Source organism: Olivibacter sp. EAT-5 (genome assembly GCF_044784325.1).
GTDB classification, from domain to species: domain Bacteria; phylum Bacteroidota; class Bacteroidia; order Sphingobacteriales; family Sphingobacteriaceae; genus Olivibacter; species Olivibacter oleidegradans.
In genome coordinates this window covers 3164567-3180660 of the sequence record NZ_CP173028.1, presented here as the reverse complement: position 1 = coordinate 3180660, position 16094 = coordinate 3164567, and the positions used below count along the sequence as shown (strand labels likewise).

The following is a 16094-nucleotide window of genomic DNA, read 5'->3' as shown; positions in this document are numbered from 1 at the left end:
TTTATAGTGGGAATATTCAGTTTTATTTCAACTTTGCTCCGCTTCCGGTATTCCGTGAGTCAACCTGACTTTTTCCATCAAGGCTATTTCCCGATATCCGTTTTCAGCTTGCTTCCGCCCTTGTGCAATAGTCTTTTCAAAAAAAAGATGGTTATCTTTTTCCTTTGCCCTCGAAGCTACTTCATGATAGATGTGATAACAAACAGCAGCAAGCTTCAAATGCTTTTTTCTTTTATTAATATTAATCAATCTTGCGGCCAATTCTATATCTTCATGCCCCCAGCCTTCTATCGTATTATCATAGCCATTCACCTGTATAAAATCCGAACGCCAAAACGCCATATTACATCCTCGAATGTTTGGATTTGATGGGTCGGTTTTAATTAAAAAGGAGAAAAAAGGTAACCATAATGCGTTAAACCGATGTTTTATCCCCGGGCTAAATGGATGAAATGAAATTTGGCTGCTATCCAGTATCTCCAAAGATTTATTCTTGCTGATTTGAGCTCTGCTTCCTTTTATAAAGTAGTCGTTTTGGGCCGCCTCTATATGATCTTTCACAAAGCAAGGATGAAGAATCACATCTCCGTCAATTTGAATAATGTAATTCCCTTCCGATTCAGCAATCGCTTTATTCAAAATGACTGTTCTCCTAAACCCTTTATCTTCATGCCAAATATGTTTTATCGGAATAGGAAACCTAGCCTTAAACATATCAATCAGCTCTTTCGTATGTACAGTAGACCCATCGTCTGCAATAATGACTTCATTCGGTAAAACCTTTTGGGCCAATACGCTTTTAAGCGACAAACTTAAAGCCTCCGGCCAATTGTATGTTGATATTATTAAGGATGTCGTCGGCTTTTTTTGCTCCATAATCTAAGTATAACGCTCTTGCTAAAGTACTAAACGAAAATGCTACCAAGTTGCTACACTGCTGTCAAAAGCTTTTATAAACGATAAATAATGCGATTAACACGCTTATTTTGCTATTGAGCAGGTTAACTCAACTATTACTTAAGCAAAACATTTACCTTCTCAAAATCCATATTACTGCACAAAAATCCTGCCATGATACATTCTATATCTTCACATTTTGTTCGGAAAGTTTAGTCTTCCTCAGCAAACCATTCGTCTTTCAAGTCGTCAATCTCTCTCCTATCTTTCTTAGTAGGGCGGCCAGTCCCCCGATCGCGTTTTAAAACCGGCGCATGGAACATCGATTTATAACCATATGTTTCTTCTACAGGTGTTAAATCTTCATAAAAAGTAACCGCCGTTTTTGCATCCACACGCTTATCTAACAAATCAAGCACTTTGACTACCTTTTTTTCAATACCTTTTTGAATGTGATAGGTTTCACCCACTTTTACGACATAGGAAGGCTTAATATTTTGACCGTTTAACTTCACCCGACCAGCTTTACAGGCCTCTGTTGCTAAACTTCGTGTTTTAAAAATGCGGATCGCCCATAAATATTTATCAATGCGGAGCTTCTCTAACTCTTTGGCCATAATTTACAAATGTACCCTTTTAAGGGGAAAGCTCAAAATGGAGCTTTTTCTTGTTACTTTTAAAAAGAACGTTTATTTTAACTTCTTTCTTTCTTTTCATTAAGTTTTCGTTTTTTAAGGCATTCAAGCTTTCCCTAAGGGGAAGGTCCGCGAAAGAAAAGAAGCAAAGAGCCGACCGTAGGGAGTCCATGAACACCTTTGAAAATAATGAAGTAGTGAATAAAATCGCCGCTTCCTGCCTACCGCAGGCAGGCAAAATTTACAGGAATGGTAGTGCCTCCCACTGCATGATGTAAATTTTGGAGGCGGCATTTTAGTAGAACGATGGACTTTTACTTTTAACCAAGCGTACTATATCTTCAGCCCTAAATATAGTCCTGTGAGTGGGTAAAACGGCCTTGGAGGATACCGAGGCAACGAGCCGCAAAGCATTTGCATGTCTGTTCATATGGCAGTATCTAAGCGGATTGAGGAAGTGAAACGGCTCCAATACGCGCCAGCGATGCTTTGCAATCAGTTGCAAGGTAGCCTGCACAGCCTTGGGTTTATTCACCCTTGCTTATTTCAAAGGTGTTCATGAACTCATCACTACGTTCTTCGGTTTGTTCCTTTTTGCCAAGAAACCTTCCCCTTAGGGAAAGCTTGAATGCCTTAAAAACTAACTAGTGATGAAAAAAGTTGATTAAGAAAAGTGTTCTTGTAATATAAACACCCTGCATCTATATGTTAAAGCTTGTTTAGAAGCAAGGCATTTAAATTTGATACGCTACCCCCCCTAATCCTTATTAAAAGCGCTGTTCTTAAAAATAGCTCTAAATATAACCCAGATAAGACTACCTGAAAGCACACCTACTACCGCACCACCAAGAATATCAAACGGATAATGAACGCCATTGTAAATTCTGCTGTAAGAAACCAGCAAAGCCCAGAACAATAAAATGATCTTTAACCAATTATATTTTGCAGGCAGTAAGAAGAAGAGAAACGTTACAAGCCCAAATGCGTTGGCACTGTGAGATGATACAAAACCATATTTACCACCTGGACCCGCATCGCTTAAATGAACCAGGCCGGCTAAAGTTGGTTCATGAGAAGGTCGAAAACGTTTCACCAGATTTTTCAAAAGTCCGGAAGCAGTTTGATCACACAAAGTAATAGTTACCGTAATTGCGAGTAGAATATAAATGGTGAATTTCTTATAAATTCTAACTAAAAAAAACACTATCACAGCGTAAAACGGAATCCAGAACAATTTATCACTTGCCCAATACATTATCGTATCAAAGAAAGCATTGTGCTTTCCGTTGATTGCTAGGAATAATTCTGTGTCAAACTGTTTTAAATCTTCAAGCATTGATTTCATTTAATAAAGTTTTTAGGTTAATGTCCGAAATGGATTTTTTATTTCAATAACTGACTGCTATATTAACCTGACGTGACCATGGTATTCAGAATAGCCGTTAAACATTAAATCCTGATGAGATATTTGTACAATTTCAGGACTTTCTTTACTTTGCGTTTAATCAACATTTTATTTGATGCTCTACTTATTTCCCTGAAACAGTATTCCGAAGACAGTCCCGACAAAGATGCATATTCCTCACTGATAATCCTCAGAATTTCTTTATCAAAGGTGAGATCAAGGGTGAGTTTTCCGAAATTTTTAAGTCTTTTAGGTATCTTGATACTAGCATAAACGTTTATTCTATTCAAATCAACCATATAAAAACGATAGGCGCCATTTTCTTGTCTGATCAGAAAATTCCCGGCCGTATTATCAATAAACTGAATACCGTTTTCATGTAGAGCATAGATTAATGCAGTATATTCCTTAATAATCTCCGTTCGTCCGGGAAAATCTCTGTTAAAAAGAACGTCCGCCAAAGTAAAAGCATTTTCGAGGTGTTCACTTATGTAATAACTTGAAGTTAAACCAATGAAATCATGATTTTCGATATAGGCTACAGGTTTAGGCGTGCAAAAATTTTTATCTAAAAGTAACTGTGCGTATTCAAAAGACCTTCTTGCCTTAGACTTTCGGTAAAATTTATAAACATGTCGGTTGATAATGTTATGCTGTTTGAAGGATTTAAAGTTGAATAGTAACCCGCTAATTTCAAAAATTTTAACAACGTTTCTATTTCCGTTACCAATGATTGTCCCGCTTGTTTTAAATTTTTTTAAAGTAAGGATGATTTCCTCGTTATACTGAGAAAAATCTTTTGCAAAAAACACCTTCATTTCACTTATTTCACCGTTTAATCTTTGTTCAAAGCGTTGTAGATTAACTGCATAATTTTTTCATTATCAATATGATTGGTATTAACTGCAAAACTCTTGCCGTTATATGGCGCATAGACGTCTTCATCACTTACAGAAAACAAGCCAATCGTAGGTATGCCTGAAGCACTTGCTAAATGCATTACCCCGCTATCAGCTGCAATGAAGAGTGCAACATTTGCAATAAAGCCTCCCATTTCACGAATATCCGTACTGTAAAAATGAGGAATCTTAAAATTTAGCTTCGATATATTTTCAACGGGTAACAACTCAATAATATTATAATTCGGAAAATTTCGCTGTAATATCTCATAAAATTTCGCCCACCACTCTTCAGGATAACATTTTTCACCCGTTGCGTTGGTAAAAAGACAAATAGTATCCCTGTGGTTGCGCGTTAAATTCTCCAATTTTTCTTTCCCCAAAGCAATTTCAGTTTGGTCTAATTTGAGATCGAGATTCGGAATGGTGGCGGAATTTTCGTTATAGCCTAACTTTGATAAATAGTCTCTTAGGTTATAAATTGAATTTTTAGCCAAGTGTCTATAATCGGAGTATTTAACTTGTATTTCTTCACTAAAGTCACCAAAAAACTTATAGCGTGAACGAGCAAACAGTGTTGATAGTCTACCTGATGAAGAACCCGCAGTTGAGTTGATCACAAGATCGTATTTTCTGGCTCTCAAAAGGGCCCAGCCTTTTAGGTATTTGAATAAATCGCTGAAAGGTTTTTTAGGAAGCTGAATTATTCTATCAATATTTTTATAGTTCTTAAAAATTGAAGGTGACACTCCGCCTTTCACAAAAAGGTCTACTTTACTATCCGGAAAAACATTGATAACTTCCTGAACGAGGGGTGTAATTATCAAAAGATTTCCTAACCGGTGATTAGGCCTCGTAATTAATATCTTTTTTATGACAACATCCTTTTTTTTATCTACTACAGCATGGGATTTCCCAATATCTTTGGTAAGATTTCTCATTACAGCTCTTCTAACAGCATTCGTTTTTTTCATTGTTGCCTGGTGTTACATCTATATTGATCGTATTGTAGTCTTCCCTAATTAGCTACACTCAAAATTAAAAAATCCGGTCAGAATTGCAGATAAACGCATTTAAAATTGGCAAATAAAGTTGAAGTAGGTATTATTGTCTCATCCTGCTTTCGATCTTTTAGTAATTAACAGATGATTTTTATTTCGGTTGACCTTGTGGCCAGGGAAATTCTCAAAATATTCGTGAAGAAAGGTTTTTGCCTGTGCATAAGGTAAAGATATCTGCTAAAAACCCTTCTTTAAACCTATTTTACCAACATAACAACACCTAAAAAGCGAAAAGCCAGGCATGATTTGTACGTTTTAAGGTTTAAGTTTTATGTTATGCTTGTGCTTGAGGTAAGTAGTCATCCAATCGCCTAAAGCCTCCTATCGCTATATCAATAAATTTTACTTTCTTTGTTAAACTTTTTTATTGAAATGACTGCAGAATTAAAAAAACTAATTGAAGAAGCCTGGGAAGAAAGGCACCTAATAGAATTTAAAGAATATAGAGAAGCGATTGAGACCACTATTCTTCACTTGGATGAGGGAACTTTGCGTGTTGCTGAAAAGGTTGCGGGAAGATGGCATATTAACGATTGGATTAAAAAGGCCGTTATTTTATACTTTCCCATCCGTCAAATGAACGAAATTCACGTGGGCCCCTTTGTTTTCCACGATAAAATGAAGTTGAAAACAAACTATAAAGAAGCGGGTGTTCGGGTAGTACCGCACGGTTTGGCCCGTTATGGCGCCTTTTTAGCAAAAGGAGTTATTATGATGCCTTCTTATGTTAACATTGGTGCTTACGTAGATGAGGGTACCATGGTGGATACTTGGGCTACTGTAGGATCTTGTGCACAGATTGGGAAAAATGTGCACTTAAGTGGTGGCGTCGGTATCGGCGGCGTGTTAGAGCCAGTACAAGCTGCACCGGTTATTATTGAAGACAATTGTTTCTTGGGCTCACGAGCCATTGTGGTAGAAGGTGTACGTGTGGAAGAGGAAGCCGTATTGGGTGCAAACGTCGTGCTGACCGCATCTACGAAAATTATTGATGTGACCGGCGAAATTCCGAAAGAGTATAAAGGCGTGGTACCTGCACGCTCAGTGGTAATTCCCGGATCTTATACAAAGAAATTCCCTGCAGGCGAATATCAAGTACCATGTGCGCTTATTATCGGACAACGCAAGGAGTCAACGGATAAGAAGACCTCTTTAAATAACGCCTTAAGAGATCATAACGTAGCAGTATAGCTAACGAATCTGCTGTTGATAAAATGAGAATAGGATATGACGCGAAGCGGGCTTTTCATAATAAAACGGGATTAGGCAACTATAGTCGATCTCTAATTGATGGCATGTGCCGTTTCTATTCTGAAAATCACTATTTCTTATTTAATAGTAAGCCTTCGGTTTTATACAAAGCTGAAGGCTTACATGTTCAGGAAGTGCTCCCTTCGAAAGGGCTTGCCAAAAAGTTTTCTTCTCTATGGCGTACATTTACGCTAAACTCGCTGGCACATCAATATAATCTGGACATTTATCATGGATTAAGCCACGAATTACCTTTTGGCTCTAAAAAAGGGAAAACCAAATGGGTTTTAACCGTGCACGATTTGATCTTTATCCGCTACCCTCATTATTTCAAACCCATCGATCGGAGCATCTATACCTATAAAATAAAAAAAGCATGCCGAAAGGCGGACAAGATCGTTGCGATTAGTGAACAAACGAAACGGGATTTGATGGAATTTCTAGGTATTGCAGCGCAAAAAATAGAAGTTGTGTACCAGAGCTGTCACCCGCAGTTTAGCCAAACAGTGGATGAGGAGGAAAAGCGAGCCGTACAAAAGAAATATCAGCTACCGACAACCTATTTATTACAAGTTGGCACGATCGAAACGCGAAAGAATCTATTACTCACGATCAGAGCTTTAGACCGTATTCCAACCAATATTCATCTTGTCGTCATCGGCAAAGAGACCGCTTATTTACAGCTTATTCAACACGAAATTGCAAAGAGAAACTTACAAAAACGGGTTCTTTTATTGCATTCTGTACCCTTTGACGATTTGCCGGCTATTTATCAAATGGCGCATATTTTTATTTATCCGTCGCGTTTCGAAGGTTTCGGGATACCTATAATTGAAGCCCTACATAGTGGGATACCTGTTATAGCAGCTAGGGGTTCTTGCCTAGAGGAAGCAGGGGGGCCAAATAGCCGATATGTTGATCCGGATGATGTAGAGGGAATGGGATCTGCCATAAATGATATTAATACGAATAACGTGTTAAGATCGACGATGATTAAGGAAGGCAACGAGTATGTACAACGTTTTAATCCAAAAAACCTTGCGGAAGATTTATTCAATTTATACAAGAGTATATGATGAACAATGATATTAACCAAGCACTTCAAGTATTAAAATCCGGTGGCGTTATCCTCTACCCTACCGATACCATTTGGGGCATTGGCTGCGATGCCACCAACCCGGAGGCGGTGGATAAGGTTTATCAGCTAAAGGGGCGCTCGAAAGATAAAAGCTTGATCATTTTACTTGATAATGAGCATAAACTAGCCAGCTATGTTCAGGAAATCCCTGACGTGGCTTATCAATTAATTGAATACACTGAAAAACCCTTAACCATTATCTATGATGGCGCGAAAAATCTCGCCCCAAACTTGGTAGCTGAAGATGGCAGTATTGGAATCCGAATTGCGAAACATCGCTTTTGCGAACAACTGATCCAACGTTTCCGGAAGCCCATTGTTTCTACCTCTGCGAACATCAGTGGCGAACCATCCCCTAAAAATTTCCTAGAAATAAGTGATGAAATAAAGAATGGCGTCGATTATATTGTTGAGTTTGAACAGGATGACCTAACCCCGAAGCAAGCGTCAACGATTATGAAGTTGGATGCTAGCGGTGCATTTAGCTTTATAAGACGCTAGCAACTAGCTTTTAGCTGTAAGCTGACAGGCTAAAAGCTAATACCTAATGACTAATACCTAAAGGCTAATAGCTAATTTTTCGTATTTTTGCCCCACTGATGAAAGAGTACTTGCAACTTCCCGTTTTTGAAACGCTGAGCAATTTGGCCAACCAATACAATACAGAAATTTATGTAATTGGCGGATACGTACGCGATCGATTGATGAAAAGACCCTTCAAAAATGACATTGACATCCTGGTTATCGGAAGTGGTATCGAATTTGCCGAAAAGGTGGGCAAGCACCTAAATACCAAAGTGTCCGTTTTTAAAAATTTTGGAACAGCCATGTTGCGCTATGATCAGATCGATATTGAATTTGTGGGTGCAAGGAAAGAATCTTATCGTAGAGACTCACGCAAACCGATTGTGGAAAATGGATCCTTGGAAGACGACCAAAAGAGACGCGACTTTACGGTTAATGCAATGGCCTTAAGCCTGAACAAACAAAATTTTGGCGAATTGTTAGATCCTTTTAACGGCGTGAAGGATATCCAGATCAGAACCATTCGCACACCTTTGGAACCGGAGGCTACTTTTTCTGACGATCCGCTACGGATGATGCGGGCTATACGTTTTGCCAGTCAGCTACAATTTAAAATCAGTTCTCCAACCTTTAATGCGATTAAATCGCAGCGCGAGCGTATCAAGATCATATCAAGGGAGCGTATTACCGATGAGCTCAATAAAATCATCTGCTCAAAAAAACCGAGTATTGGCTTTAATTATCTTTTCGACACCGGTCTGCTGGAACTCATTTTCCCCCTTATGACCCAGCTTTATGGCGTTGAAATTATTGACGGCAAAGGACATAAAGATAATTTTTATCATACATTGGAGGTCTTGGATAACATCGCCGAAGTGACGGACGACTTATGGTTGCGATGGGCCGCGATTCTGCATGATATTGCAAAACCTGCCACTAAGCGTTTCGATAAAAAACAGGGATGGACATTCCATGGCCATGAAGATCGAGGGGCTCGAATGGTTCCGAAAATATTTGCTGATCTGAAGCTTCCTCTTAATGACAGAATGAAGTTTGTGCAAAAATTAGTGCTACTCCACCTTCGTCCCATTGTACTGGCAAAAGATGTCGTAACGGATTCTGCGGTAAGACGTTTACTTTTTGAAGCAGGGGACGACATTGACAGTTTAATGAAGCTCTGCCATGCGGATGTAACAACCAAAAATGAATACAAACGCAAAAAGTATCGAGACAATTTTGAGCTGGTAAAACAACGTATTAAAGATGTGGAGGAACGTGATCAGATACGAAACTGGCAACCACCGGTGAGTGGCGAGGATATTATGAGATCGTTCAACCTTCGTCCCGGGCCGGAAGTAGGTATTATAAAAAAGGCAATTCGCGAAGCAATCTTGGAAGGCGACATAAAAAATAACCGGGAAGAGGCGCTTGCCTATATGGAAAAGAAAGGAAAGGAACTCGGCCTTATCATACAGTCGTCATAATATGGGACTGCGACTCCTTCGTGCTCCAAAAAACGGCCTTTTCTCCTGGAGCCATCAGCAAGGTTTTCACTTTTTCACTCTCCCTACGAGAGGCAAGTTTTTTAATTATTGAGGTTTTGTTTGTTTTTTTAAGGCATCAATGAGCCCTTCGGGGTTTTTACTTTTTACTTTTGAATTTTTACTTTTTTAGTGATATTAGCATTTTAAAACAAAAACAGGATTTTCTGTCATGGCTATTTATAGGTTTCGAGTTACTTTTGAAGATTACGACGATATTATCCGCGAAATTGATGTGCTCTCAACGCATACCTTTTTAGATTTGCATCATGCAATTCATCAATCCACGGGATATAACCCGGAAGTCTCCTCTTCTTTTTACATTAGTAACGATCAGTGGATGAAAGGTGAAGAGATTGCCTACTTGCCAAGTAAACGCAAGGAAGAGCGCGGAATAGCGCTAATGGAAAATTCCAAATTGAATAAATTTATTGACGATCCGCATCAAAAGTTTTACTATACTTACAACTTTGACAGGCCCTTTGATTTCCACGTTCAATTGATTAAAATATTAAAGGAAGAGAACGGAAAAACGTATCCACTCACGGTAAAAACAGTTGGCCTAGCTCCGAAACCATTTGGTGCCGCTGTTATTCCTACTGAAGCTTCGGCTTTGAAAAAAGAGGACAAAGAAGATTACGACTTCCTCAACGAAACCGAATACGGAATTGATGAAGCCGAGGATATGGATCTAGATCTGATGGACGACGAAGAAACCCAAGACGGCTCCGAAGAAAAAGATGATTTTTCCGGCGAATTTTCAGACAACGAGAATTACGAGGACGACTACTAATTAGCTAGTTTTCAAATTAGCTAATTAGCCAATATTTTCACAACTCTTCATTGGCTAATTTTCAAATTAGCTCATTGGCTAATTAAAAATATTATCAAGACACTCATCACCATAGTAGGTCCTACGGCAATCGGTAAAACGGCTTTAGCTATTGAAGTAGCAAAAGCATACGACACCGCTATTATTTCTGCCGACTCAAGACAATTTTATCGTGAAATGGCGATTGGGACAGCAAAACCGAGTAGAATGGAACTTCAGGCTGCTCCTCATTTTTTTATTGATTCGCTTAGTATATTGGATGATTATAGCGCAGGGGATTTCGAACGGGAGGCCTTGGCCAAATTGGATGACTTATTCAGCTATAAAAATGTAGTGGTGATGGTGGGAGGAAGTGGATTGTTTATAAATGCCGTATGTGAGGGACTAGATGAACTTCCTCGCCCACTACCGGGGATTCGCGAAAGTTTAAACGAACAATATAAAGAGAGGGGTCTGACATTCATACAGGAAGAATTGAAACGTAAGGATCCGGATTATTATCAAGAGGTTGATATACATAATCCTCAGCGTATTATACGTGCGCTAGAGGTGTACGAAAGCACCGGTAAACCTTTTTCTTTTTTTAGAAGAGACAAATCTAATCCAAGACCTTTTCAGATATTAAAGATTGGGCTCAACACGGAAAGGAGCGTCCTATACAATCGTATTAATAAGCGCGTAGACCTGATGATGCAACAAGGCTTATTGGAAGAAGTAAAAATGCTTATCCCGTATAAAAAGCGGCCTCCGCTACTTACGGTAGGTTATGCAGAGCTCTTTGATTATTTAGATGGTAAGTATACGTTAGAGGCGGCTGTCGATAAAATAAAACAACATACACGCCAATTTGCTAAACGGCAGATCACCTGGTTCAAAAAAGATAGTAACACACATTGGTTTGAACCAAGCCAATCAACTGAAATTATTAGTTTCCTTACAGATACACTTAAATAAGTTAAAGTTAATACGATTAGCAACGCAGACGCTTGCTGTATCTTTTGAGTTTTTACTTTTGAATTTTGACTTCAGTGCACTTATCAATTTAAGCCATTTTTTTATTACATTTTTGTTGCACAAAAAAAATAAAAATTTTACATTTGAAACACTTTGTAAAAGTAACAGCTAACACATTATAAACTTAGAACTTTCAAGGGAGCGCATTCTGCTGCTCCCTTGAAAGTATAAAAAATCAATCCGGTACACTTTCTTAAGCTTCCGATTTCAATTGTTGTTTTTCCGAATTAAAGGGTAAGGTCAGTTTTTTGTACGTACAGATACGCATCAAAAAATTTGCAATTACTACAAACCTTTATTACTTTCGTTTGTAATTATTATGCAAGCATAATAAAAACGATAAACCAATTGAAGAACACCTATTTAAACTTTACATTATGAAGAAGATGATTTTAATGGCAAGCATACTTGCCGGTTCGTTTTTCTACTCTGCAAAAGCTCAAGATGATTACAACAAAGGTTTCTATATCAAAGCTGGCGGCGCCTACTTCTTAAAAGTAACCCCTGTTGAATTTCCTGCCATCGGTGGTCAACCGGCAAGAGATAAAGTGTTTAATATCATTCCAGGGAATCCACCAACGCAACAAACGGTATCGGAAAGTACTATTACAGGCTCTTTCGGCGAAGGCTGGCGGGTCGGCTTAACTCCCGGGTATCGCTTTAGTCGAATATTAGGTGTTGAAGTGGGGCTGAATTATTACAACAGTCGTTCACAAGATATGATGCGTCAAAGAGGCAGCCTAGGCGGCAATGAAGTACTAAATTTGCATAATAGCGGCAAGGTCAAGGCATTTGATGTTGCGCCAGCATTAGTAGCTCATATTCCCACTAATAGCAGTGTAAAACCTTACATGAAGGCGGGCGTAATTATTCCTATAGGTGGACATCTTGAAATTACTACGACAGCAAACGACCAAACAGGAAGCGTGGCAGAAAGCATGCATATGACATCCGGTTTACCTCCTAATGCAATAATGACCTTACATAATGTAAAACGGGTTGACCGGATCAAAGCAAATCCTACAGTAGGCTTTCAGAGCGCCGTCGGCTTTGACTGGATGTTGAACGACCGCATCAGTATATATGCTGAACTTGAATATCGAAACATTTCGGTAGGAGGTAAAAAGAAAGAATTACATGAATTAAGCGGCGAATACAATGTTGTTATGAGCGGGCAACCGTTAACAAGTGGTACGCTTAGCAAAGACGCCGCCAGTGAAAGTAGTAAATTAGTAAACTATCATAAAACCATCACAGCAGGCGACAATGTTGCCGGATGGGAGGGATTTGACTCTAATAAACCGGCCGATGAACTGCGTTCTTACATCAATATTGGCGGCTTAGGTGTTAATTTAGGAATTAAGATACCTTTTGTCAATTGACGGCCTTTAGCCCCTCTTTAACCCCATTAGCTAATTAGCCAATTAACTAATTAGCTAATTCATTTTCGTTTTTTCTTATAACTTATCTCGACCTTCACCGTTCCCGACTGAATGATTCCCAATCGACGAGCCGCTTTTTTCGATAAATCGATAATCCTTCCCGAAACGAACGGTCCTCTATCGTTAATCCGTACTTTTACAGTTCGCCCGTTGTCTAGGTTTTTTACTTTAACTTTTGTACCAAAAGGCAGCGTCTTATGGGCTGCGGTCAACTTATATTGTCTGAATTTCTCACCACTGGCCGTGCGTCTCCCCTTAAATTTGTCAGCGTAGTAAGAAGCGCCTCCTCGTTCGTGCAAGCGTGGAGTACACGACGCCAGTAAAAATAAACAGGCACTGAAAATCAGTGCCTGCTTAACTATATCACAAAAATATCTCATTATTCGCTATCTATTGCCGATTGTGGCCAACTATCCTTCTTCTTTCCCCACTTCTTGTTCGGCTTCTCTCCCATTATAAACTCAATTTCCCCGCCATTTATTATATCAGCATGTGTAAAATAAGTCTTATCGTATTTTTTACCATTAAATCTTACTTCCTGCACATATATATTTCTCTTACTGTTGTTAATAGCTTTAAAACGCAATTCTTTGCCTCCTCCGGGCCTAAAAATCACCTCATCGGCAGCTGGGCTGCCTATTACATATTCACTGCTAGCAGGGTTGGCTGGATAAATACCGGCAATGCTCCATACAGCCCAAGCACTCATTTGCCCGCAGTCTTCATTTCCTGCGTAACCGTCCGGTTGATCGTGATACATCGAGTCGACAATCTGCCGCACCCGTTCTTGCGTCTTCCAAGGCTCTCCCAAGAAACTATACATGTATGCTATATGATGACTGGGTTCATTACCATGGGCATACTGACCAATCATACCACTCACATCCGGTGATGTATTCCCTCCCGTTAATTCCGATTTAACCGAAAACAGCGAATCTAATTTTTGACTTAATTTACTATGGCTGCCATATAAATTAGCCAAGCCGCGCACATCGTGCGGAACAAAGAACGAGTGTTGCCAAGCATTTCCTTCTACATACTGCGCTTTCACTTCATCGTGCTCTGACAAGTAAGGATCAAAAGGAACCACAAATTTACCATTGCTGTTTTTGGCTCGCATAAAGCCTGTATTTTTATCAAAAATATGCTGATAAGCTTGGGCCCGCTTGCTGAATTTCCGGTAGTCTTCTTCCTTTCCAAGTTTCTTCGCCACCTGGGCAATACACCAATCATCATAACCGTATTCTAACGTTACGCTTGCACTGTGTCCCATTTTATCCTGTGGCATATATCCATACTTAATATATTCAGGTACACCCCGGCCCGTTTGAAAGGCAGAGGCTAGCATCGCTTTGTATGCTTTTTCTTTATCAATGCCGGGCCAATCTTTTAATATGGCATCCGCAATGACGGGTATAGCATGATATCCCGTCATGGTATTCGTTTCCCAGGTACTTAAATCCCAGACCGGTAACAAGCCGTTTTCATCATAGAAAGCAAGCATACTATTAAGCAGGGCCGTATACTTCTCAGGTTGGGTAATAGTAAATAGCGGATTAAGTGCTCTGAATGTGTCCCACAACGAATAAACGGTATACCTTTGATTGTTATTTGTCATTTTTAGTACGTTGCCACTTGCATTTTTATAGGCCCCGTCAGCATCCGAAAATAAAGAGGGAGCTATACAGGTATGATAAAGTGCAGTATAAAATACACGCTTTAACTTTTCATCAGAAGAAGAAACCTGCACTTTTTGCAGCTCGTGTTCCCATTTATCGGCAGCTTCATTTTTTACGCGCGCAAAGTTCCAATCGCCTATCTCGCCGAGAGCCTGGAGTGCCTTGTTCTCGTCCGTCATAGACAGGGCTACCTTGATTTCAATATTCTTTTGCTGCTCATCAAATACTAATTGAGCACTGATTCCTTTTCCTTTTTCTTCGGTTTTGGCCGCTTTAATTTGTGCCGACTGCACGCCGTGACCCGCTAAGATAGCCTCCTTAAATGGTTGAGAAGTTCTTAGCGCAAAATATACACGTTGTACCTTAGCCCAGCCGGTAGAATAACGGTAACCAACCAATGTGGAATCATCCAAAACCTTCACATAGGTTTCAGTGGGTGAATCCCAATTGAGGTGAAATCCCAAATCCAGTCGCAAAACAGGAATACTCTGATTCGGGAACTGATAACGATGATATCCTACCCTCTCTGTAGCTGTCAATGCTGCCTTTATCTTATTATCAAGTTCAACTTCGTAATACCCGGGCGAAGCTTTTTCGTTACGATGGTTGAAGGTCGCCCTGATGTCTGCAGTTTCATCTTTTAAGGGGTATAGTAAAGGCATTACTGATATATCTAACCAATCGCCAATACCTGTTCCACTTAAATGTGTGTGACTAAAACCCGCAATGTGATTCTCGCTATAGTGATAGCCGCTACACCAATCCCAACCTGCCTGGCCGTTGTCCGGACTCAATTGTACCATGCCAAATGGAACAGTTGCTCCGGGAAAAGTGTGGCCATGCCCCCCTGTGCCAATAAAAGGATCGACATAATCAACTAATTTTCTCTCTTGTGCACTTACAAGCAAAGGTAAACTCAATAATGCACTACATACGAACCGAGAAATATTCTTATTCATTTTAAAGTATTTATGTTAGCCTGATGTTAAGATGGCTAAAATAAAGAATATATTTCAAAAGAGCAGTACTAAAACGATTTAATGGCTTATGGCCTTACAAGTGGCCAATAACAAGGCAATGCACAATACTATATGTTCGACCAGTTAAATGTAGTGTTTTCCGAGATCATAACTATCCCATACAATTATTTGTTGGACTGCTCAATCGTCTGGAGCTTACGATATACTTTCCGTTACTTTTCTAACGGAACAAACTTCATAGAAATGGAGTTGACACAATGTCTGGTATTTTTTGTTGTAAATCCTTCTCCTAAAAACACATGCCCAAGATGCCCGCCACAATTAGCACACACAATCTCCGTTCGCATGCCATCCGGATCAGGAATCCGTTTAACGGCACCTTTTATCTCATCATCAAAACTCGGCCACCCGCAATGCGATTCAAATTTATCTTCAGAGCGATAAAGGGGTGCATTGCATTTGCGGCAAACATACACGCCTTTAGCCTTATTGTCTAGTAAAGCACCTGTAAAAGGTCTTTCTGTACCTTTTTGTTCTATGACCCAAGCTTCTTCTGCACTTAATTTATTATAATTACCGGCCGACTTAATAGTCGTATCTATTTGCTCTTTTGATTCCATTTGTACTTTTTTTTGAGTTGATTTATTTTCGCGCGACGCGTTTTGTGCACAGGCTTGAAAAAACAAACCTAAACACAGCAATAAAACACTAATGTTCCTCATATTGTTCAGCTATTAATACAATATACGAAAAAAGCCCGATTTTTTTTCGGGCTTTCTATTTATGTTGTCAGCT

The 16094-nt window shown here is 39.4% G+C and carries 15 protein-coding genes; 7 read left to right on the top strand and 8 right to left on the bottom strand.

All coding sequences use genetic code 11. The features are described from left to right. Window positions 1-27: 27 nt before the first annotated feature. The 5 genes from ACH11B_RS13065 to ACH11B_RS13045 form a co-directional block, all read right to left on the bottom strand. A complete protein-coding gene (locus ACH11B_RS13065) occupies window positions 28-876 on the bottom strand; it encodes a glycosyltransferase family 2 protein (protein ID WP_377612321.1) in 849 nt (282 codons plus the stop codon). A 233-nt stretch (window positions 877-1109) separates the two neighbouring features. Continuing rightward, on the bottom strand, window positions 1110-1514 hold the full coding sequence (locus ACH11B_RS13060; RefSeq protein ID WP_013665707.1) for an RNA-binding S4 domain-containing protein: 405 nt from the start codon (window positions 1512-1514) through the stop codon (window positions 1110-1112). A 775-nt stretch (window positions 1515-2289) separates the two neighbouring features. Continuing rightward, complete coding sequence (locus ACH11B_RS13055) at window positions 2290-2877, bottom strand: phosphatase PAP2 family protein (protein ID WP_377612323.1); 588 nt, start codon at window positions 2875-2877, stop codon at window positions 2290-2292. A 104-nt stretch (window positions 2878-2981) separates the two neighbouring features. Beyond that, window positions 2982-3755: a lipopolysaccharide kinase InaA family protein gene (locus tag ACH11B_RS13050; RefSeq protein ID WP_377612325.1), complete on the bottom strand. Its 774-nt coding sequence runs from the start codon at window positions 3753-3755 to the stop codon at window positions 2982-2984. Window positions 3756-3772: 17 nt separating this feature from the next. After that, a complete protein-coding gene (locus ACH11B_RS13045) occupies window positions 3773-4810 on the bottom strand; it encodes a glycosyltransferase family 9 protein (protein WP_377612327.1) in 1038 nt (345 codons plus the stop codon). Window positions 4811-5269: 459 nt separating this feature from the next. On the opposite strand from ACH11B_RS13045, the gene ACH11B_RS13040 reads away from it, so the two are divergent. The 7 genes from ACH11B_RS13040 to ACH11B_RS13010 all read left to right on the top strand — a co-directional run bounded on the left by ACH11B_RS13040 (window position 5270) and on the right by ACH11B_RS13010 (window position 12580). Beyond that, window positions 5270-6088, top strand: coding sequence for a 2,3,4,5-tetrahydropyridine-2,6-dicarboxylate N-succinyltransferase (locus tag ACH11B_RS13040; RefSeq protein ID WP_013665703.1), 819 nt, complete (start codon window positions 5270-5272; stop codon window positions 6086-6088). Between the two features lie 23 nt (window positions 6089-6111). After that, the gene (locus tag ACH11B_RS13035; protein WP_013665702.1) at window positions 6112-7224 is read left to right on the top strand and encodes a glycosyltransferase family 1 protein; all 1113 of its coding nucleotides are present in this window, start codon (window positions 6112-6114) and stop codon (window positions 7222-7224) included. Further along, a complete protein-coding gene (locus ACH11B_RS13030) occupies window positions 7221-7787 on the top strand; it encodes an L-threonylcarbamoyladenylate synthase (protein ID WP_013665701.1) in 567 nt (188 codons plus the stop codon). The genes ACH11B_RS13035 and ACH11B_RS13030 overlap by 4 nt, the downstream gene beginning before the upstream one ends. Window positions 7788-7885: 98 nt before the next feature. Continuing rightward, window positions 7886-9295 carry a CCA tRNA nucleotidyltransferase gene (locus ACH11B_RS13025; RefSeq protein ID WP_377612329.1) on the top strand — a complete coding sequence of 470 codons (1410 nt, stop codon included), beginning with the start codon at window positions 7886-7888 and terminating at the stop codon, window positions 9293-9295. 229 nt (window positions 9296-9524) lie between these two features. After that, entirely contained in the window at window positions 9525-10145 is a 621-nt protein-coding gene (locus ACH11B_RS13020) for an IS1096 element passenger TnpR family protein (protein WP_013665699.1), read from the top strand. 33 nt (window positions 10146-10178) lie between these two features. Next, a complete protein-coding gene (gene miaA / locus ACH11B_RS13015; protein WP_404274033.1) occupies window positions 10179-11138 on the top strand; it encodes a tRNA (adenosine(37)-N6)-dimethylallyltransferase MiaA in 960 nt (319 codons plus the stop codon). Between the two features lie 437 nt (window positions 11139-11575). Then, a complete protein-coding gene (locus ACH11B_RS13010) occupies window positions 11576-12580 on the top strand; it encodes an outer membrane beta-barrel protein (protein ID WP_377612331.1) in 1005 nt (334 codons plus the stop codon). A gap of 59 nt (window positions 12581-12639) precedes the next feature. On the opposite strand, the gene ACH11B_RS13005 is transcribed toward ACH11B_RS13010, so the two are convergent. The 3 genes from ACH11B_RS13005 to ACH11B_RS12995 form a co-directional block, all read right to left on the bottom strand. Beyond that, window positions 12640-13020 carry a septal ring lytic transglycosylase RlpA family protein gene (locus ACH11B_RS13005; protein ID WP_013665696.1) on the bottom strand — a complete coding sequence of 127 codons (381 nt, stop codon included), beginning with the start codon at window positions 13018-13020 and terminating at the stop codon, window positions 12640-12642. Next, complete coding sequence (locus ACH11B_RS13000) at window positions 13020-15278, bottom strand: GH92 family glycosyl hydrolase (RefSeq protein WP_377612333.1); 2259 nt, start codon at window positions 15276-15278, stop codon at window positions 13020-13022. Before ACH11B_RS13000 ends, ACH11B_RS13005 begins: the two co-directional genes overlap by 1 nt. Before the next feature lie 233 nt (window positions 15279-15511). Then, a complete protein-coding gene (locus ACH11B_RS12995; RefSeq protein WP_198140337.1) occupies window positions 15512-15919 on the bottom strand; it encodes a methionine-R-sulfoxide reductase in 408 nt (135 codons plus the stop codon). Between the last annotated feature and the right edge of the window lie 175 nt (window positions 15920-16094).